Source organism: Kitasatospora sp. NPDC058162 (assembly GCF_042884005.1).
Classification (GTDB): Bacteria; Actinomycetota; Actinomycetes; order Streptomycetales; family Streptomycetaceae; genus Kitasatospora.
In genome coordinates this window covers 16,490-36,317 of the sequence record NZ_JBHVUS010000047.1, presented here as the reverse complement: position 1 = coordinate 36,317, position 19,828 = coordinate 16,490, and the positions used below count along the sequence as shown (strand labels likewise).

Genomic DNA, 19,828 nt, shown 5'->3' with positions numbered 1-19,828 from the left:
GTCAGCCCTTCTCGTGGTCGTGACGGGCGGCGGGGACGAGGTAGGGGGCGACGCTGGCCAGCTTCTCGCAGGTCTCCTCGTACTCCCGGGCCGGTCGGGAGGTGCTCACCACACCGGCCCCGGCGCGCAGCCAGGCCCGGCCGTCCCGCTGGTAGACGGCGCGCAGCACGAGCGCGGCGTCCAGCGAGCCGTCGGCGGCGGCCATCAGGACCGCGCCCGAGTACAGTCCGCGCGGCTGCTCCTCCAGCTCCTCGATCAGCCGGTACGCGGCGGCCTTCGGGATGCCCGAGGCGGTGACGGGCGGGAACACCGCGCCCAGCGCGTCCCAGGCGGTGCGGCCGTCGGCGAGCGTGGTGGCCACCCGGGAGGCGAGGTGCTGGACGCTGCCGCGCCGTCGGACGGCCATGAACTCGCTGACCCGGCAGGTGCCGGGCTCGCCGACCGACTCCAGCTCCGTGACGGCGAGCCGGACCGACGAGGCGTGCTCGAAGACCTCCTTCGGGTCCCGGAACAGCTCCGCGCACAGCGTCTCGTCGGTGTCCGGGTCGCCGGTGAGCGCCCGGGTGCCGGCCAGCGGCTGGGTGCTGGCCGTCCCGGCCGCGTCGACCTCGACCACCGTCTCCGGGCTGAACCCGGCCGCCTGCCAGCCACCGAGGTCGAGCAGGAACGAGCGGGCCGGGGTGTTGTGCCGACGGCCCTCCAGGTAGCTCGCGGTCAGGTCCACCGGGAACGGGACGGGGACCGGCCGCGACAGGATCACCTTCTCCAGCCGGCCGCGCCCGATCTCCGCCACCGCGTGGGCGACCCCGGCCTGGTAGGCGGTGTCGGCCTGCCGGACGTCCAGGGGCGCGCAGGCCGGGGCGGGAGCCTGGGCGGGTTCGGTCAGGAGCTTGCGGGCCGCGTCGAGGTCGCTCCCCTCCAGTGCCCTGACCCGGACGCGGTCCGCCCGCACGTCGAACTCGACTCCGGGGACGAACAGATGGGCGAGCGGTTCGGCGGAGCCGGAGCTGGAACCGGAGCTGGAACCGGAGCTGGAACCGGAGCCGGGACGGCTCGCCAGTTCGAAGCAGGCCCAGCCGTACGCGCGCCAGTCCGCCACCGGTATCCGGCCCAGCGCCCGTTCCACCTGCCGCCACGGTCTGCCGGACCAGTCCTCTGTCGAGCCGCCTCCGGCGAGGAGGGTGTGCACCCGTCGGTCGTCCACCCGGATCTCCGCCACCGGGTTCCCGGCGACGTGCCAGCACGACTGGCGCTCGTACACCACGTACTCGCCGAGCAGGCCGGAGCCGACCAGTTGGGCGGTGATCGCGAGCGGGTCGAACTCGCCCTCGAAGACGGCCTCTTGATAGTACTGAAGCACGGTGTTTCTCCTGTCGGAAGCGGGTCGGCGGGTCAGCGGGCGGCGGCGCGCAGCGGGGCGGCGACCAGGTCGGCGACGGCGCGGGCGTTCCGCTCCTCGATGCAGCTGAAGTGGTTGCCCTCGATGTCGGTCACGGCGAACTCGCCGAGGCAGACGTCGCGCCAGAAGGCGAGCGTGGTCTCGTCCATGCCCGGGGCGAAGCCCGAGGCGCCGCGCGGGCGCAGGAAGCGGATGTCGCCCGCGTACGGTGGCGGCGTGAAACGCGCGGAGCGGAAGCTCTGCCGGAAGACCCGGAACATGCCCTCGGCCATCTCGGGCATCAGCTTCTGGCCGGTGACCTCGGTCGCCGCCTTCGCGTACCGGGCGAAGCGCTCTTCGCGAGTGTGCTCGGACAGTCGGCGGAAGTAGGCGGCGACGGCGTCCGACGCGGGGTCGCCGCCGACCTCGACCAGCGAGCCGGCCGGCACCCGGCCGCCGTTGCGCTCGATCACCTGCATGAAGGCGTGGACGGCCGCGTCCGGGTCGATCCCGCCGAAGCCCGCCTGGGCGAGCTCGATGTGCAGGTTGGGGATGAACAAGGTCTCGATCATCAGGTCGTCCTCGACGTCGAAGACCACCGGGTGGCTGCTCGCCAGCACCAGGTCCTCGACCTGGACGCCGCGCTCGTCGAGGCGCCGGGCCACCTCGGTGGCGTACAGGCCGCCCAGGCAGTAGCCGACCAGCTGGACGCGCTGGTGCCCCTCGGCCAGCAGCGGTTCGGCCAGCAGGCGTTCGGCGTAGTCGTCGGCGGCCCGCTCGATCACCTCGGCCGGGTCGAGCGCGCAGTACCGCTCGGGGTCGTCGACGACGATGCCGAGCACCGGGCCCAGCTTCTGGGCGACCAGTTCCTTGGCCAGCGGCCGGTAGCAGTCCATGGTGCCGAGGCCGGCGTGGAACAGCACGCGCAACGGGCCTTCGCCGCCGCCGCCGAACGGCACCAGCAGGGCGTTGCCGGTCGTGCCGCGCCGGCCCTCGGGGGCGGTGTCCGGGGTGGCGCGCCCGCGCAGGAAGCGGGCGAGGGCCTCGACGGTCGGCTGGTTGAGCATCTGCCGCAGCAGGGTGTCGAAGGGCACGTCGTGGGCCTCCGGCAGCTCCTCGCGGAGCCGTCCGGCCATCCGGGCGGTGATCAGGGAGTCCGCGCCGCGCTCGTAGAAGCTCTCGGTCCGGCCGATCGCGTCGACGGCGAGCGTCGCGGCCCACAACTCGGCCAGGCGGGCTTCGAGTTCGTCGGCCGGCCGGTCCGCGGACGCCGTCCGTGCCGAGGCGTCCGCCGCCGGGCGCCAGGTCCCCAGGGTGCGGCGGTCGACCTTGCCGTTGCCGGTCAGCGGGAGGGCGTCCACGACCTGGAGGTGCGAGGGCAGCATGTGCGCGGGCAGTCGGGCCGCCAGGTGGTCGTGCAGCTCGGCCTCGGTCACCGGCACGCGGTCGGTCTTCAGCCGGGCGGCGAACAGGTGGACGTGCTGCGGGGCCAGGGCGTGGCCGTCCTCGGGCAGGCTGTGCACCTGCCGGGCTCCGGCGTCGGCGAGGAGGCCGAGCCACTGGTCCCTCGTGAGGTAGGACGGGCCGTGGCGGCGGGCGTCGTCCTCGGGCGCAGTCATCAGGAAGGCCTGGGAGGCGAGGATCCACGGGTGCTCCCGGGTCGGCTCGGTGAGCACCAGCCAGCCGCCGGGCGCGACGAGGTCCACCAGCCGGCCAAGCGCGGCCCGCACGTCCCGGGCGTTCTCCAGCACGCCGGCGGCCAGCACCACGTCGAAGGAGTTCGGGGCCAGGCCCTGGGCGCGGTGGTCGCCGTCCACGTCGAACAGGCCGAACCGGACGCCAGGGCGGTCACCGAACCGGGCCCGCGCCTCGGGCAGGAAGAACGGCGAGACGTCGGTGAACAGGTAGTCGCAGCCGCAACCGGCGAGGGCCGCCAGGACGGCCTCCGTGGTGCCGCCGGTCCCGGCCCCGGCCTCCAGGACGCGCAGCGGCCGGCGCGCCCCGGCGGCGATGCGGCGGAACAGCCCGGCCACGGCGCCGTTCAGATACCGGGCCATCGCGTTCTCGCGGTACAGGGCGCGGGTGGTGTCCAGGCCGCCTTCGGGGAACAGCAGCTCCACCGGGTCCTGACGGCCGGTGAGCAGCTCGGGGAGCCGGTCGGCGTTGCGCCGGAGGTAGGCCAGGAACCCGGGCGAGCCGAGCCCGGCCGTCCAGGCCGCTTCGGCCGCCGTCCATCGCCCGGCGACGGCGGCCGCATCCACCGGGCCCTGGTCGGCCTCGGCCAGGACGGCCCGCCAGCGCTCGGCCAGCCACCGGTGCTGCCCGGCGATCTCGCCGTCCACCTCCCGCAGGGCCAGCGCCATCGAGGCGAGTACGGCCCGGTCGAGGCGCTCGACGAAGGCGGCCACCGTGCCCCGGTCGAGGCCGGCGAGGGTCGCCTCGGCGGCCTTCCGGGCGTCCTCGATCAGCGCCCGGTCGTCCGGGTGGACGGGCTCGGCGATCCGGGCGCCCTCCACCACGCCGAGCAGCCCGCGCCCGGCGCCCGTGCCGTCCGGCACCACCCCGGCCGCCGCGACGGCGGGGTGCTCCAGCAGTGCGGACTCGATCTCACCGAGCTCGATCCGGTGGCCGCGCACCTTGACCTGGGTGTCCTCACGGCCGAGGAACTCGATCTCCCCGCCCGGCAGGTACCGGCCGAAGTCGCCGGTGCGGTACAGGCGCTGCCCGTCTCCCGGGTGCGTCACGAACCGCTGCGCCGTGGTCTGCGCGTCCCCGAGGTAGCCCTGGGCCAGGCCCGCACCGGAGATGTACAGCTCGCCGGCCGTCCACACCGGGCAGTCGCGCTGCGCCGCGTCCAGCACCCGGAAGCCCTGGTTGGCGAGCGGCCGCCCGTACGGGATGCTGCGCCAGCCCGGCTCCAGGCCGCGGTAGGGGTGGGCGATCGACCAGATGGCGGCCTCGGTGGCGCCGCCGAGGGCGATCACCTCCAGGCCGGACAGGCGGGTGGTGACGGCGTCGGGCAGGGTGAGCGGGATCCAGTCGCCGGAGAGCAGGGCGAGGCGCAGCGCGGGCAGGTCCAGGCCGCGCTCGGTCTCCAGGTAGGTGGCGAGCATCTGCATCTGCGCCGGGACGGAGTTCCACAGGGTGACGCCGTGCTCGGCGGCCAGCTCGGCCCAGTGCGAGGGGTCGGCGCGGCGTCCGGGGTCGGGCAGGACGAGTGCGCCCCCGACCGCGAGCGGCCCGAAGACGTCGTACACCGAGAGGTCGAAGCCCAGGTTGGCGAGGGCCAGCACGCGGTCCTCGGCGGTGACGGCGAAGCGGCGGTTGATGTCCGCGACGGTGTTGCCGGCGGCCCGGTGGCTGATCACCACACCCTTCGGGCGGCCGGTGGAGCCGGAGGTGTAGATCACGTACGCGGGTGCGTCGGGGTCGCCCTCGGGCAGGGTGGTCGGGGGTGCGGTGGGCGCCAGCCGGTCGACGGCGATGGCGTCGGGACCGGCGTCCACCCAGGACTGGGAGAGTACGTGCCGGACCCCGGCGTCGGCGAGGATCGCGGCCCGGCGCAGCGGCGGCTGGACGGTGTCGACCGGCAGGTAGACGGCCCCGGCGAGCAGGGTGCCGAGCACGGCGGCGACCTGCTCGGGCCCCTTGTCCATGACGATCGCGACGTTTTCGCCCGCCGTGCAGCCGGCCTGCTTCAGCGCCTCGGCCACGGCGGCGGCCCGGCCGGCGAGTTCGCCGTGGCTGACGGTGCCGCGCGGGCCGAGCAGCGCGGGCCGGTCCGGGGTGCGGGCGGCCTGGGCGAACACGCCGTGGTGCAGCAGGGTGTTCGGCAGTGGGGCCCGGGTGTCGTTGGCGCGGCGGCGCTCCTCGGCCTGCCAGGCGGGCAGGGGGACGGCCTGGTCGGCGTCCCAGGGTGTGTCGGCGGTGGCCAGGGAGCGCAGCAGGGCTTCGAAGGCGGCGAACATGTCGTCCGCGAGGCCGTCCGGGAAGATCCCCTCGCGGACGTCCCAGTTGACCTGGAGGCCCTCGGCGTCGTCCATCGCCTGGCAGTCGATGAACACCTGCGGGGTCTGGGTGATGCCGAAGCCGTCGAGGCGGCCGATGGCCCGTGCGTCGGTACCCGCCTCGCCGAGGCCGATTGCGCTGGTGAAGACGATCGGCATGAGCGCCGCCTCGCGGCCCCGGCGGCGGGCGAGTTCGCGCAGCACCTCGACGCCGGAGCAGAGCCGGTGGTCGAGGTTGTCGAAGAGCTGTCCGCTCACGTTCTTGGCCCGCTCGGCGAAGGTGCTGCCGTCGGCCCAGTCGACGGCCAGCAGGTTGACCGAGGTGAAGTCGCCCACCACGCGGTCGACCTCGGGGTGCAGCGGAAGCCGGTTGAGCACGGTGAGGTTGAGCGCGAAGCGCGGGCTGCGGCTCCAGCGCTCGATCGCGGCCGCGTAGGCGGCGAGCACCACGGAGGACGGGGTGAGGCCGCGCTCCTGCGCCCGGCGCTTGAGGTCCGCCCATGCGGTGGCGTCCAGTTTGAGGAAGCGCCGCCGGAAGCGGGCCTCGGCCGGACGCTCAGCCGGGTGCTCGGCGGGCGTGCGGTCCGCGAGCGGAAGGTCGGGCGCGGGCGGAAGTTCGTCCAGCCGGGCCCACCAGTAGTCGCGGTCGCGCTGGAAGCGGTCGGACTCCCGCAGGCCGCGCTCGGCGAGCAGGTAGTCGCGGAACCGCAGCTCCAGCGGCGGGAGTTCGGCGTCCGGGGTAGCGTGCAGCGTCTCGAACTCGGCGAGCAGCAGCCAGATGGACGCCCAGTCGGCGATCAGGAAGTCCATCGACAGGTGCAGCACGGCCCGCCCGTCCGCCCTGGTGATCCGCAGGTCGAACAGCGGCCAGCTGCTGGTCTCGTACACCCGGTGGCCGAACTCCACGCGTACGGCGGTGAGTTCGGACTCGACGGCGTCGGTGCCGGCGCCGCGCAGATCGGCGGCGGGGACGGCAAGGTGCGGCACCTCCGGCAGCACCCGCTGGTGGCCGTCGGCCGCGATGACGGCCCGGAGCATGTCGTGGCGCCGGATCAGCCGGTTCCAGGCGGCCTCGACGGCCGCCGGGTCGAGATCGGGGTATCCGACCTCCAGGTAGACGTGGCAGGCGACGCCGCCGTGCTCGAAGGCCCCGCCCCGGCCGAGCAGGTAGGCCGCCTGGACGTCGGTCAGCGGGAAGGGTTCGTGACAGGACTCCGGATCGGGGACGACGAGCTCCCGCTCGCCCTCGGCCCGCAGCTGCGCCAGGACGACGTCCTTGGCCTCCCGCAGCGCGGCGAGCCGCTCGGGGTCGAGCGCGCCCTTGGGCGCCCGGTAGCGCAGCCGGCCCGCCTCCTCCCACAACTGCACGCCCGCGCCGCGGAGTTCGGTGATCAGTTCGGTGACGCTCATGCTTCTCGGTCTTCCTCTGCGGGTCGCGGGGGGATGGTGGCGTTGAACCGGAACACGTTGTCCGGATCCCAGGTCGTCTTGAGCCGGACCAGCCGCTCATAGGTGGCCGGGCCGTACGCGGCGCGCACCCACTCGGGCTCGGGGTCGGGCAGCAGGTTCAGGTACGGGCCGCGGGTCACGGGCTGCAGGGCGCGCCAGCCGTCGCGGGCGGGCCGCAGGTGGGCGGCGCTGTCCGGCGCGCCGTACCACTGGGCGCAGATCTCCACGAACCAGCGGGCGTCGCGGTGGGTGAAGGCGGTGGGGCCGACCGGGGCGCGGCCGATCGCCCCGCCGAGGGCGCCGAGGACGACGGAGAAGTTCGGCCCGGCGGCAGCCCAGCGGGCGAGCAGGTCGTCGATGACGGCGTCGGACAGCTCCGGCAGCAGCTCGCCGCGGTTGTAGACGTTCTGCTCCCGGAAACCGGGCGGGGAGGGCAGCAGCCGCTGGTAGTCCGCGTACCGCATCCGTCGCACGCCGTCCGAGAGCGGCCGCGGCCCCATGTTTCGGAGCGGCACGAGCACCGCGTCGCCCTGCTCGGGCGGGCCGAACCAGGTGGGGATCAGCACGACCGAGCGTTCGAAGTGCAGCTGCTCGGGGACGAACGGCAGCGGCGGGGCCGTCCAGGCGAGCGCGACCAGCGATGCCTCGTCGGGCGCCGTGGCGAGCCAGTCCCGGGCGGCCCGCAGGACGGCCGGTGCGTGCTCGGCCGGGTGGACGAGCGGCCCGGCCAGCACCTGGGTGACCGGGTGCAGCCGGAAGCCGAACCGGACCACCACGCCGAAGTTGCCGCCCCCGCCGCGCAGGCCCCAGAACAGCTCCGGGTGCTCGTCCGCACCGGCCCGCACCCGGCGGCCGTCCGCGGTCACCAGGTCGAAGAAGACCACGTTGTCGCTGGTCAGCCCGAACTGCCGGGACAGGTCTCCGACCCCGCCGCCGAGGGTGTGCCCGGCGATGCCGACGTCGGTGTTGCGCGGCCCGGGCAGGGCGAGGCCGTGCTGCTGGGTGGCGGCGTCGAACTCGCCCCAGGTGAGGCCGGGTTCGGCGACCGCCAGCCGGGCGTCCGGGTCGATCTCGATGCGCTTCATGCCGCCGAGGTCGAGCACCATCCCGCCGTCGCAGGTGCCCCAGCCGGCCACGTGGGCGCCGCCGCCACGCACCGCCACCGGCAGGCCGCGCCGACGGGCGAGGGCGAGGGCAGCCGTGACGTCCTCGGCATCGGCGCACCGGGCGATCAGCGCCGGGCGGCGGTCGATCCGGGCGTTGCGGACCCGGCGGGCGCGGTCGTAGCCCGGGCTCGCGGGAGTCAGGAGTTCCATCGCCCGCTCCGCTCAGACGCGGCCGGGCCGAGCTCCGCGCCGTGCAGAGCGGCGGCATCGAGCGGGTGCGTCAGCCCGGCCAGTTCCACGTGCAGGACACGGGTGCGGTCGGCGGGTTCGGGCGTCAGCCACGGGTCCGCGCCGACGAGCGTGCCGAAGGCGGCGTGGTCGCCCGCGGCCACGCCCATCCGGACCCGGGAGACGCCGAGCGCGCCGTTGGCGTGGGTCACTTGGGCGGGTCGCTGCGGCGGGTGGTAGGCGGAGACGATGAAGGGGAGCCCGGCCGGGGCGGGGGTGAGGAAGCGGTAGCGCACCGGCTGTCCGTCGGGCCTGGTCCGGCGACCGGTCATGACGCGGGAGGCCGCGAGGCCCCGGGCGCGCAGGTCGTGGCGGGTCCCGGACAGCTCGAAGCCGCTGGTCTCCAGCGCGACATCGCGCCACCCCTCGCCCGGGCGCGCCCACTTGGCGAGCCGGGCGCCCGCCGCCGGGCCGTACGCGAGGCCGAACGGTCCGCGCAACAGGGCGAACCGGGAAGGGAGTTCGAAGAGCTCGATGAACGGGCCCTGCTCGAACCAGATCAGCGCGTTGTGAGCCTTCGCCGGTGTGCTGCCCCACTCCACGGTGAAGCCGAGATCGGTGAAGTCTCGTACGGCCGACCGGATGTCGTCGACCTTGCACAGGACATGACTGCACGTCAGTTCCATGGTTCTCATTTCTCGGCCTTGCGGGCGACGAAGAGCCGCTGCCCGAGCGGCGCCAGGACGTGTGACTCGGCCGGCAGCGTCCGGACCTGCCGCACACCCGCCCCGGCGTACACGTCCAGCCACTGGTCGGGGGAGAGGAAGGTGCGGCCGGACTTCGCCCTGGCGTCCTCGGGGGCGGTCATCATGAACGCCTGCGAGGTGAGGATCTCCAGGTGCTCGCGGGTCGGCTCGGTGACCAGCAACCAGCCGCCGGGAGCGAGGAGTTCGACCAGGGCGCCGACGGTGGCGTCGGTGTCGCGGGCGTTGTTCAGAACGCCGGCGGCGACGATCACGTCGAAGGATGCGGGCGAGTGCCCTTGGTCGTACGGTGCCCGGTCGACGTCGTACACGCCGAGCCGCAGCCAGCGGTGACGGGCGAACCTCTCCCGGGCCGGGCCGAGGAAGAACCGGGACACGTCGGTGAACAGGTAGTCGACGTTCGGCGCGGCCGTGCCCGCCGCCGTCAGGGCCCGGACGACCGCCTCGGTCGTCGCGGCGGTGCCGCCCCCGACCTCCAGCACCCGCAGCGGTGGCCCGTCGGCCGGGACGAGGCGCCGGACGGCGGTCGCCACGGCCGTGTTGAGGTAGCGGGCGGTGACCGTCTCCCGGTAGACGGTGTCCGCGAGCTCCGTCCGCCCCTCGGGGAAGAGCAGCAGCGCGGCCTGCTGCTCACCGCTCAGCAGGGCGGGCAGCCGCTCGGCGTTGAGCCGCAGGTAGTCGACGAACTCGGGCGAGCCGAGCCCGTCCACCCACACGGCCGCAGTGCGGTTCCAGGCCTCGGCCGCCTCGGCGGGCCGAACCGCCCGGGTCACGGTGAACCGCTCGCCGTCCCGGACGACCCGGCCGCGCTCGGCCAGGGTGGCCAGCCAGCGCTCGACCAGGCCGTGATGGGCCGGTGCCACCCGGGCGGCGGCGAGGATCTCCTCCAGGGTGCCGAGGTCCCCTGGCAGCGCCAGCAGCATGCCGGCGAGCACGGCCTCGTCCAACTGCTCGACGAAGGCCCGGACCTGTTCGGCTCCGACGCCGCGCACCTGGAGCTCGGCGGCTCCTGCCGCCGCCTCGACCAGGCCGTCCAGGGCGGGCGGTACGACGGCCGGATCGTCCACCGTCGCCAACAACTCGCCCACGGGGAACGGCCGGTGAGCCTGCCCCGGCCGCAGCGCGGGGTAGCCGAGCCGGGAGGTGACGTCCTGCCACAGCCGGGTGAGGGTCAGGTGGTACTGGTCGGGCCGCTCGGCGTCCGACTCGCCGAGGATGCCCGCGCGCAGCGCCAGCAGGTCGGCGCCGATCGCCTCGGGCCAGGTGCGGCTCAGCGTCTCCCGGTAGGGCGGCGGCTCGGCGGGGCCGAGCACGGTGGTGGGCGGTTCGGCGAGGTGGCCGGTGTCCGGGCCGTCGAAGTCGAAGCGCTGCTTCACCGCGTCGGGGATGTGCAGCCGGGGGTGCCACAGCACCGGGCCGTGCGGGTCGGTCAGGCTGAGCGTGCCGCCCGCCGTGCCGACCGTCACCCGGTGCAGCAGCTGGACGTGGTTGTCCGGGTCCGCCGGGTCGACCTCGTTCTGCACCCGCAGGGTCAGCGGCACGGCGCCGAGTGCCCCCGTCAGCACCGTGAACGGGCCGTCCGCCGGGCCCGCCGGGGGATCGATCCGCCAGGGGCGCAGGGAGCCGAGCGCGTCGCCCAGCAGGTGCACCAGCGGGAAGGCGACCTGCATCGAGCAGGCCGCGTCCACCGACAGGGCCGGCTGTTCGCCGAGCAGTCGGCGTGCCGCAGTCGTGAAGCGGCGCACCGCCGGGAGCCGGACGTACAGGTCCCCGAGTCGGTACCGCACGCCGTGCCGCCGCGCCTCGCGTAGACAGCGGGCCAGGTCGTCGTGGTGGACGGGCTGCTCCTGGAGGACGTGGATGCCACGGCCGAGCAGCCGCAGCGCGAGTTCGGTGCCGGCCCCGCCCATCACCCCCGAGCGCACCACGACGCAGGCCAGGTCGATGTCCTCCGGCAGCTGGTCGACCTCGGTGAACAGCGGCACCCCGAACCGGCGGGCGCATTCGACGGAGCGCGGACCGCCCCTTGCGAGCACGCCCGCGATCTCGAACTCCTCGGGCAGCCTGGCCAGTGCGGCGAGGTAGAACTGCCCGAACGTCGTCCCGCACACCACGGTTCGCAGTCGGCGGCCGGTCACAGCACTCCCTCCTCGACGAGATCGACGAGATCGCCCATCGGTCCGTCGGTCACGGTCAACTCCACGGCTCCCGAGAGCCGTTCGACGGTCGCGGCCGGATCGAGCACCGCGTCCGCCCAGTGCGCCCCGGCCGGCACCTCGCCCAGCAGCACCGCCAGCGCGGCCGCCGCCGTGACGGCTCCGGTCAGCTCGGCGATGCCGGGCGCGCGCAGCACGGCCGTCCGGCTCAGGGGGCGCCCGTCGGCCGTGCCGTCGAGCTGGACGAACAGCGCCGCGTACGGGGTGCGCCCGGCGGTGTCCAGGGCGCTCGCCCGGCACAGGCCTGCGACGGCCTCGGCCCGGTCGAGCCCACGGGCGGCGTCGAGCGCGGCCGGCAGGTGCTCGCCGTCGAGCACGGTGTACCAGCGGCCGTGGTCGAGGGCGAGCTCGCGCGCCAGCCGCTCGCCCTCGGCATCGAGGTACGGGTAGGCGGCGACGGGGCACGGCAGGAACGGCAGCCGCAGCCCGGACTGCCGCGTCAGCGCCCCCGCCCGGCGCCCACCGCCCTGCCAGGCGGCGAGCGGCTCGTTGGCGCCGCCGAGGACGCCGTGCAGGTAGTCCTCCGCGCCCGTGGCGGTGAAGCGGTCGAGCACCGCCGCGTAGCAGGTCAGTCCGTGCACAGAGTCGAAGCCCTGCTGGGCGAGCCAGCGGGGGAGCAGCCCGGAGAGCCCCGGCAGCGCGCCCGCCGCGAACACAGTGCTGAACGCACCTTCACCGGCGGCGAGTTGATCCGGTGCGCCCGCGTCCACGTGGTGCGCGCCCGCCGCCAGCGCTGCCCGGGCCACCCGGGCGGCCGAGGCGTGCGAGGGCCCCGAGCAGTGCACGACGACCCGGCAGCCGGCCACGAACTCGGCCAGCGAGGCGTCGTCCGCCACGTCGACCCGTGCGGCCTCGGCCGGGCCGGGCAGGGCGGCGGCCAGCTCGGCCGCACGCTCCAGGCGCCGACCGCCGATCCGCAGCGGGCCCGCGCCCCGGGCGGCCAGCAGCCGGGTGGCCTGGGCGCCGACCGCGCCGTAGCCGCCGATGATGCCGATCACAGGGTTCCTTCCTCGAGGTCGTCGTGCTGTGCGAGCTCTTCGGCCACGGCCGCCGCCACCTGGGCGAGGCCGGGCCCGTTGAACATCCGGCGCAGCGGTAGCTCGACGCCGAACCGCTGCTGCAGCTGGGCGAGGAAGCGGGTGGCCAGCAGGCTGTCGCCGCCCTGTTCGAAGAAGCTCCGCCGTCGTCCGACGGCCGTCAGCCCCAGCAACTCCACCCAGATGGCGGCGAGTTGCTCCTCGAGCTCGCCCTGCGGCGGCTCATCGGCGTCCTCGTCACCGCCCTCGGCCAGCGCCGCGGTGACTGCTGCCCGGTCGACCTTCCCGTTGGCGCTCAGCGGCAGCCAGGGCAGCACCTCGATCCGCTCCGGCACCATGTGCGCCGGCAGCAAGGCCGCCACGTGATCGCGCAGGTCGGCCGGGTCGGGGTCGAGCGAGGCCTCCGGCCGCCGGGCCCAGAGCCGCTCCATGAAGGAGTCGCCGACCGCCAGGTGGCCGGCCTCGTGCAGACCGACCCGGGCGAACAGCTCCGTCCAGCGCGACGCGGGCAGCATCGGCGTGCCGGCCAGCCGGCGCGCCCGGTCGAAGCCGACGTAGCCACGGTCGAGCAGGCCCGCCGTCAGCAGCGCCACCGGGGTCAGCTCGGCTCGCTCGACGGCCAGCAGCCGCCCTCCGGGCCGTAGCAGCAGGGCGGCCAGGGCCGGCCCCTGCTCGGGCTCGGGGTAGCGGTGGAGCACGTTGTCCGCCACCACCACGTCGAAGCGGTGCCGCAGTTCCTCGGGTATCCGCTGGTCCGGCAGCTGGTGGCAGACGGCGTGCGGCTGCTCCGCCAGGCGCCGGGACGCGGCGGCGACCATGGCGGCCGAGGGGTCGAGCAGGGTGTAGCGCACCTGCTCCGGGGAGAGCAGGCCGAGCAGCTGCTCGGCGGTGCGGCCCGCGCGCCCGTCCAGCTCGGCCACCTCGATGGGGCGGCCGGCGGCCTCGGCCAGGTCGGCCAACTCCCGCGCGATCCCGGCCAGGGCCGCCGCACCGCCGGGATCGGCGGCCGCGAGGTTCGCCGGGGCGAGTACGTCGTCGTCCAGCAGGGCGGACGGGTCGAGCCGCCCGGACAGGATCGCCCGGTAGTCCTCCACCCGGTCGAGCAGTCGCCGTCGGGCGCAGGCGATCAGGGCGCCGTACGCGTCGGAACCGCTGTCCGGCTCGCCGCGGGTCAGGGCGACGGCCAGCTCCGGCCCCGCGCTGTACCCGTTGTCCTCCTCGACGAGGACCTTCCGCTCGACCAGCCAGCGCAGCCACAGCCGCAGGACCGGCAGGTGCTCCTCCGTCACCTCCAGCCGGGCGGCTGTTGCGTCCAGGCGCTCCGGGCCGTCGAGCCTCTCCAGACCGCTTAGTCGGATCAGCACCTCCTCCGCCGCCTCGGCCTCCACCTGCCGGGCCCGCGCCCGCGCCGCCGCCACGGCCGTCCGTACGGTCGCGGTCGGCGACGCCTCCTGCGGTGCGACCGCCGGGACGACCGCTGCCGCCAGCCGCCGACCGGACCGTTCCCCGACCACCGCCACGACCGCGCGGCCCACCGCCGGATGCGACCGCAGCGCCGCCTCGATCTCGCCGAGCTCGATCCGGTGGCCCCGGAGCTTGACCTGCTGGTCCGCCCGGCCGAGGAACTCCAGCGTGCCGTCCGGCCGGTAGCGGCCGAGGTCCCCCGTGCGGTACCAGCGCCCGCCCGCCCACTCGACGAACCGGCGCTCCGTCAGCTCGGGCGCTCCACGGTAGCCGAGGGCCACGCCCGCGCCGCCGATCCACAGCTCGCCCGGCACCCAGTCCGGGCAGTCCCGGCCGAAGCCGTCCACCACCCGGAACCGCTGGGCGCGCAGCGGCCGGCCGTACGGGATCGAGGGCCAGGCCGGGTCGACCTCGCGCACCTCGAAGGAGTTGGACCAGATCGCCGCCTCGGTCGCGCCGCCGAGCGCGATGAACCGGCAGTGCGGAAGCAGTGCCGCGCAGCGGCCCGGCAGGTCGAGGCCGACCCAGTCACCGGAGACCAGCGCCAGCCGCAGCGGCTCGGGCGCCGGACCGCTCTCCGCCACGGTGAGCAGCATGTCGAGCAGCGCGGGCACGGAGTTCCACACCGTCACCCGGTGGCGGCGCACCAGCTCCAGCCAGCGCCGGGCGTCCCGCCGGGCCTCCTCCTCGACCAGCACCACCGCGCCGCCCGCCGACAGCGGGCCGAACACGTCGTACACCGAGAGGTCGAAGTCCAGCGCGGACACCGCGAGAACGCGGTCCTCCGGCCCGACGGCGAAGCGCTCGTCGACGTCGTCCACGGTGTTGGCCGCCGAGCGGTGGGTGATCTCGACGCCCTTCGGCTCGCCGGTCGACCCCGAAGTGAAGATCACGTAGGCGAGGTCCTCCGGACCGGTCGCGACCGGCGCGGGCAGTGCCTCCACGCCCTCGGAGACCGCGATCCGCCGGATCCCGTCGTCCTCCGTCCCCGCCTCGTCGGTGACCGCGAACCGGGCCCCCGCCAGGCGGTGGATCCGCTCGCGCCGCGCCGTCGGCTGATCGACCCCGACCGGCAGGTACGCCGCCCCGGCCGCCAGTACCCCGAGCACGGCCACGACCTGCTCCGGCCCCTTCGGCAGCGTCACCGCCACCACCTCGCCGGGCTCCACTCCGCGCTCGTGCAGCACCGCCGCCAGCCGCAGCGCCCGCTGCGCCAGCTTGCCGTACGTCCACTCCTCGCCGCCACCCCACACCAGGGCAGTACGGTCCGGCTGTTCGGCCGCCCGACGGAAGAACCCGCCGTGCAGCAGGCCGGCCGGCGCCTCCGTGCCGGTGGCGTTGACCTGCCGCCGCACCAGCCGCTGCGCCTCGGGCAGCAGCTCGGGCGCGGGCTGGTGCCAGTCGGCGGCGCCGAGGTGGTCGAGCAGCCGCAGGTAGCCGGCGAACATCCCGTCCAGCACGCCGTCGGGGAACAGCTCCTCGACCGCGTCCCAGTTCAGCCGGATCCCGCCCTCGGCGGTCTCGGTGACCTGGTGGTCCAACCAGACCTGCGGCGTCTGGGACACCCCCCAGACGTGCTCGGCGAAGGGGCCGTCCGGCGCGCCGGCGCCGACCCCGAGAGCGCTGGTGAACACCACGGGCATCGTGGTCTCCGGTTCACCGGTGCGGCGCGCGAGGTCGCGCAGGACCTGGACGGCCGACAGCTCGCGGTGGTCCAGCGCCCGCCACAGTTCCTCCTGCACCCGCCGGGCCGTGGCCAGCCAGCCCTCGTCGCGCTCGGGGCGGACGGGGACGAGGACCAGCGAGGTGAAGTCGCCCAGCACCCGCTCGATGTCCGGGTGCACCTCCCGGCGGTCGAACAGGGTGAGGTTGAGCGTCAGGTCGGGCCGCGCGCTCCAGCGGCCCAGCACCTCGCCGAAGACGGCGAGCAGCACCGCCGACGGGGTCAGGCCGTGCTCGCGCGCCCGGTCGGCGATCGGCCGCCACCGCTCGGCGGAGATCCGCGCCTCGCGCCGGGTGAAGTACGGGCGCGCTACCTCCGACGGATCGACGGCGAGCGGCAGCTGCGGCGCGGGCGGGAGCTCGGCGAGCCGGTCGTCGGACCAGTACTCCCGGGCCGCGGTCAACGCCTCGGGGGCGGGCGCCGCGCCGAGCACGTAGTCGCGGAACGAGACGTCCAGCGGAGGGAGTTCGGCGTCCAGGTCCTGGTAGAGGGCACCGAGTTCGGCGTAGAACCGCAGGATGCTCAGCGCGTCGAGCACCAGGTTGTCCATCCCGATGCCGAGCCTGGTCCGGCGGCCCGAGCGCACCGCGCGGATCGAGAACAGCGGCCAGACGCCCGGGTCGAAGACCTGGTGGGAGGCGCTCTCCCGCAGCTCGGCGAACGCGGCCTCGGGGTCGGGGCCGGCCTCGGCCAGGGGAACGGTGAAGCGGGGCACCTTGGGGAGGACGCGCTGCTCGCCCCGCTCGTCGACGACCGCCCGCAGCATCTCGTGCCGGGCGACCAGCCGGTTGACGGCCTCCTCCAGCCGGCCCGGGTCGAGGTCGTCGAGGTCGTACTCGCGGTAGAAGTGGCAGCCGGTCCCGCCGAGGGTGAAGCCCTCGCCGCGGCCCAGCCAGTACGCGCGCTGGACGTCGGTGAGCGGGAACGGCTCGTGGCGGCCCGCCGGGTCCGCGGTGAGCGCGGGGGCGGGGGCCGGTGCGGCGTCCGGTCGCAGCGTCGCCGCGAAGTCGGCCAGGACCGGCCGGGCGAACAGTTCGGCGAGCCGGACCTGCCCGTAGCCGGCCGCGCGCAGCCGGCCGACCAGCCGGGTCGCCAGCAGGGAGTCGCCGCCGAGGGCGAAGAAGTCGTGCTCCCGGCCGACGGCGGCCACACCGAGCACCTCCGTCCAGGCGGTGGCGACGGCCTCCTCGGCCGCGCCGACCGGCGCCGTGACGGGGGTGGCGTCCGGGAGGTCCCCGGCCGCCAGCACCTGGCGCAGGGCTGCCCGGTCCACCTTCCCGTTGGGCGTCAGCGGCAGTCCGGGCAGCACGGCGATCCGCTCGGGCACCATCGCCGAGGGCAGGCGTGTCGCCAGGAAGGCGCGCAGCGCCGCCGGGTCGAGCGCGGAGGCGCGGCCGTCCCGCAGCGCGCCCACGGTGGCCAGCGCCTGCCAGTCGGCGGCCGCGCGTTTCCGGTCGGCGGTGAGCGCGGCCCCGAGTCTGCCGTCTGCGCAGACCACGGCGACGCCCTGCGCCACGCCTGGGAAGGCGGTCAACGCGGCCTCGATCTCGCCGAGTTCGATCCGGTGGCCGCGCACCTTGACCTGGTGGTCGGCCCGGCCGAGGAACTCCAGGGTGCCGTCCGGCCGGTAGCGGGCCCGGTCGCCGGTGCGGTACCAGCGCCGTCCGTCGGCCTCGACGAAGCGCTCGGCGGTCCGTTCGGCGTCGCCCCGGTAGCCGCGGGCGAGGCCCGCCCCGCCGATCCACAGCTCGCCCGGCACCCAGTCCGGCCGGTCCCGCCCGAGCGGGTCGACCACCCGGCAGACGACGCCCCGCAGCGGTGTGCCGTACGGGATCGACGACCAGTCGGCCGGGACCGGCCGGGGAACCTCGCAGACGGTGGAGTGGATGGCCGTCTCGGTGGTGCCGCCCAGGGCGACGAACCGGCAGCCGGGCGCGAGGGCGGAGAGCCTTCCGGGCAACTCCAGCGGTACCCAGTCGCCGCCGAGCAGCACCGTGCGCAGCGCGGGTGCGGGGCCGTCGGCCGCCGTGACCAGCATGTCCAGCAGTGCGGGCACGCAGTTGACCACGGTGACGCGGTGGCGGTGCATCAGCTCGGCCCAGACGGTGGCGTCCCGGCGGTCCGGTTCCTCGACGCAGACCACCGCCGCGCCGGCCGACAGCGGGCCGAAGACGTCGTACACGGACAGGTCGAAGTCCAGGGCGGACAACGCCAGGGTGCGGTCCCGGGGCCCGACGGCGAACCGCTCGTTGAGGTCCTCGACGGTGTTCACGGCTGCCGCGTGCGGGATCTCGACGCCCTTGGGCTCGCCGGTGGAGCCGGAGGTGTAGATGACGTAGGCGAGGTCGGTGTCGGCGCCTGGCAGCGGGCCGGCCAGGGGTGCGACGTCGGCGGGGACGGTGATGTCGTCCAGGACGAGCCGGACGCCCGCCGAGCTGTGGATCCGGGCGCGGCGGGCCTCGGGCTGGTCGATGCCGAGCGGCAGGTAGGCGGCGCCAGCGGCGAGGACGGCGAGGACGGCGGTGACCTGGTCGGGCCCCTTGGGCAGGGTGATGGCCACCAGGTCGCCGGGGCGGACGCCCTGGTCGTGCAGGTGGGCGGCCAGGCGCAGGGCCCGGTGGGCCAGTTCTCCGTATCCCAGTGCTCCGGTCTCGCCCCAGAGCAGGGCCGGGACGTCGGGGTGCGCGGCGGCACGGGCGAAGAAGGTGTCGTGCAGTCGGGCGCCGGAGCGCGGGTGCGCGGTGTCGTTCGCCTGTTCCCGGACAGTCAGTTGGGCGGCCGGGAGCAGTGGCGGCACGGGTGCGCCCCAGGCGTCCGAGCCGTTGAGCAGCTGGTCGAGGAGGGTGCCGTAGGCGGCGAACATGGCGTCCAGGACGCCGGGGGCGAAGGCGTCCTCGCGGGCGTCCCAGTTGACCAGCAGCCCGCCGTCGACCTCGGTGACCTGGGCATCCAGCCAGACCTGCGGGCCCTGGGAGATGATCCAGGAGGCCTCGCCGAACGCCTCGCGGACGGCGGGGGCGAACAGTTCGCCCAGGCCGAGGGCGCTGGTGTAGACGACCGGTGCGAGCACGCGCTCGCCGTGCAGGCGGGAGAGGTCGCGCAGGACCTCGACGCCGGAGTGGCCGGCGTGTGCGGCGTCCGCGTGGAACCGGCTCTGGAGCCGGGTGGCGCGCTCGGCGAAGGTACCGGGCGCGGAGCCCTCCCAGGCGAGCAGGACCGAGGAGGTGAAGTCGCCGACCAGTTCGCCGACTTCGGGGTGGAGCGGGGCGCGGTCGAAGAGTGGCAGGTTGAGCAGGAGGTCGGGCTCGGCGCTGAAGGCCGTCAGCGTCTCGGCGAAGACGGCGGCGAGTGCCATGGCCGGGGTGAGGCCGTGCCGGCGGGCCAGGCGGTCGAAGGCGTGCACCGCCTCGGCGTCGAGTCTGCGGTGTCTACGGACGACCGTGGTGGCGGCGGAGGCGAACGCATCGGGCGCGAGGGCCAGTTGGGGCGCCGACGGAAGTCCGGGCAGCCGGGTCTGCCAGTAGGCCCGGTCCGCCTGTTCGGCCTGGGGGTCGGCGGCCGCGGCCCGGTCGGCGCGGTAGCGCGGGTAGCTGTAGTCCAGGGGCGGCAGTGGCCGGTCGGGCTCGGTGTAGGCGCGGGCCAGGTCGGCCAGCAGGACCCGCAGGCTCAGCGCGTCGGCGGCGACCATGTCCAGGTTGATGTGCAGCCGGGTTCCGTCAGGCCTCAACTCATCGGGGAACAGTGAGAGTTGGACGTCGAAGACCTCGCCGCTCGCGATGTCCAGGGAACGGTGCGAGAGACATCGGCGCAGCTCCGCCAGCCGGTCCTCGGCCTCGGCGGAGGGGAGTTCGCGCAGGTCGTGCGCGCGCAGGCCCGGCCAGGTGGTGTCCGGCGCGATCCGCTGACGGCCGTCGTCGAGGACGTGCACCCGCAGCATTCCGTGGCGGGCCAGAACGGCCCGGACGGCGTCTTCGAGCCGGGCCGGATCGACGCCGGCGCCGTCGAACTCATGGTAGAAGTGCGCTGCCACACCGCCGAGTTGCTGACCCTCCTCGCGCCCGACCCAGTACGCGTGCTGCATCAGGGCCAGCTCGAACGGCGCCGACTCGTCGACGGCGGCCGGCGCCGGACGGGCCGTCGCCGTGCCCGGCTGTCTGTCGAGCAGCGAGTGCCAGGCGGAGAGCCGGGGTTCGGCGGCCAGGTCGGCGAAGCCGACGTCGAGGCCGTGCTGCTGAAGTCGGCCCGCGAGGCGCATCAAGGTCAGTGAGTCCAGCCCGAGTTCGATCAGGTTGGCGTGCTCGCCCACCTCCTCGGCGGGCAGGCCCAGCAGCTCGCCGACGGCCTTCGGCAGATCGATGGGCGGCGGCCCGGATACCTGCGACAACGGGGGCTCCTCTCCTTCGGTGCGGTGTGCTCGTATCTTAATAGCATTGAAAACCATTTCCATCTACTGCTA

General features: G+C 75.1%; 7 protein-coding genes. All 7 read right to left on the bottom strand.

Annotation, left to right across the window (positions count from 1 at the left end; genetic code table 11):
* Position 1 precedes the first annotated feature (1 nt).
* From ACFVXG_RS41820 to ACFVXG_RS41790, 7 genes are read right to left on the bottom strand one after another with little or no spacing between them, the layout of a single operon-like run.
* Complete coding sequence (locus ACFVXG_RS41820; protein ID WP_387935730.1) at positions 2-1,360, bottom strand: salicylate synthase; 1,359 nt, start codon at positions 1,358-1,360, stop codon at positions 2-4.
* 32 nt (positions 1,361-1,392) lie between these two features.
* Positions 1,393-6,795 carry an amino acid adenylation domain-containing protein gene (locus ACFVXG_RS41815; protein WP_387935729.1) on the bottom strand — a complete coding sequence of 1,801 codons (5,403 nt, stop codon included), beginning with the start codon at positions 6,793-6,795 and terminating at the stop codon, positions 1,393-1,395.
* Positions 6,792-8,150, bottom strand: coding sequence for an FAD-binding oxidoreductase (locus ACFVXG_RS41810; protein ID WP_387935728.1), 1,359 nt, complete (start codon positions 8,148-8,150; stop codon positions 6,792-6,794). Before ACFVXG_RS41810 ends, ACFVXG_RS41815 begins: the two co-directional genes overlap by 4 nt.
* Entirely contained in the window at positions 8,138-8,854 is a 717-nt protein-coding gene (locus ACFVXG_RS41805) for a VOC family protein (protein WP_387935727.1), read from the bottom strand. The genes ACFVXG_RS41810 and ACFVXG_RS41805 overlap by 13 nt, the downstream gene beginning before the upstream one ends.
* Positions 8,855-8,859: 5 nt before the next feature.
* Complete coding sequence (locus ACFVXG_RS41800; protein WP_387935726.1) at positions 8,860-11,070, bottom strand: Gfo/Idh/MocA family oxidoreductase; 2,211 nt, start codon at positions 11,068-11,070, stop codon at positions 8,860-8,862.
* Positions 11,067-12,146, bottom strand: a complete 1,080-nt coding sequence (locus tag ACFVXG_RS41795) for a saccharopine dehydrogenase NADP-binding domain-containing protein (RefSeq protein ID WP_387935725.1) — start codon at positions 12,144-12,146, stop codon at positions 11,067-11,069. The genes ACFVXG_RS41800 and ACFVXG_RS41795 overlap by 4 nt, the downstream gene beginning before the upstream one ends.
* Positions 12,143-19,756, bottom strand: coding sequence for an amino acid adenylation domain-containing protein (locus ACFVXG_RS41790; protein ID WP_387935724.1), 7,614 nt, complete (start codon positions 19,754-19,756; stop codon positions 12,143-12,145). The genes ACFVXG_RS41795 and ACFVXG_RS41790 overlap by 4 nt, the downstream gene beginning before the upstream one ends.
* Positions 19,757-19,828 lie beyond the last annotated feature (72 nt).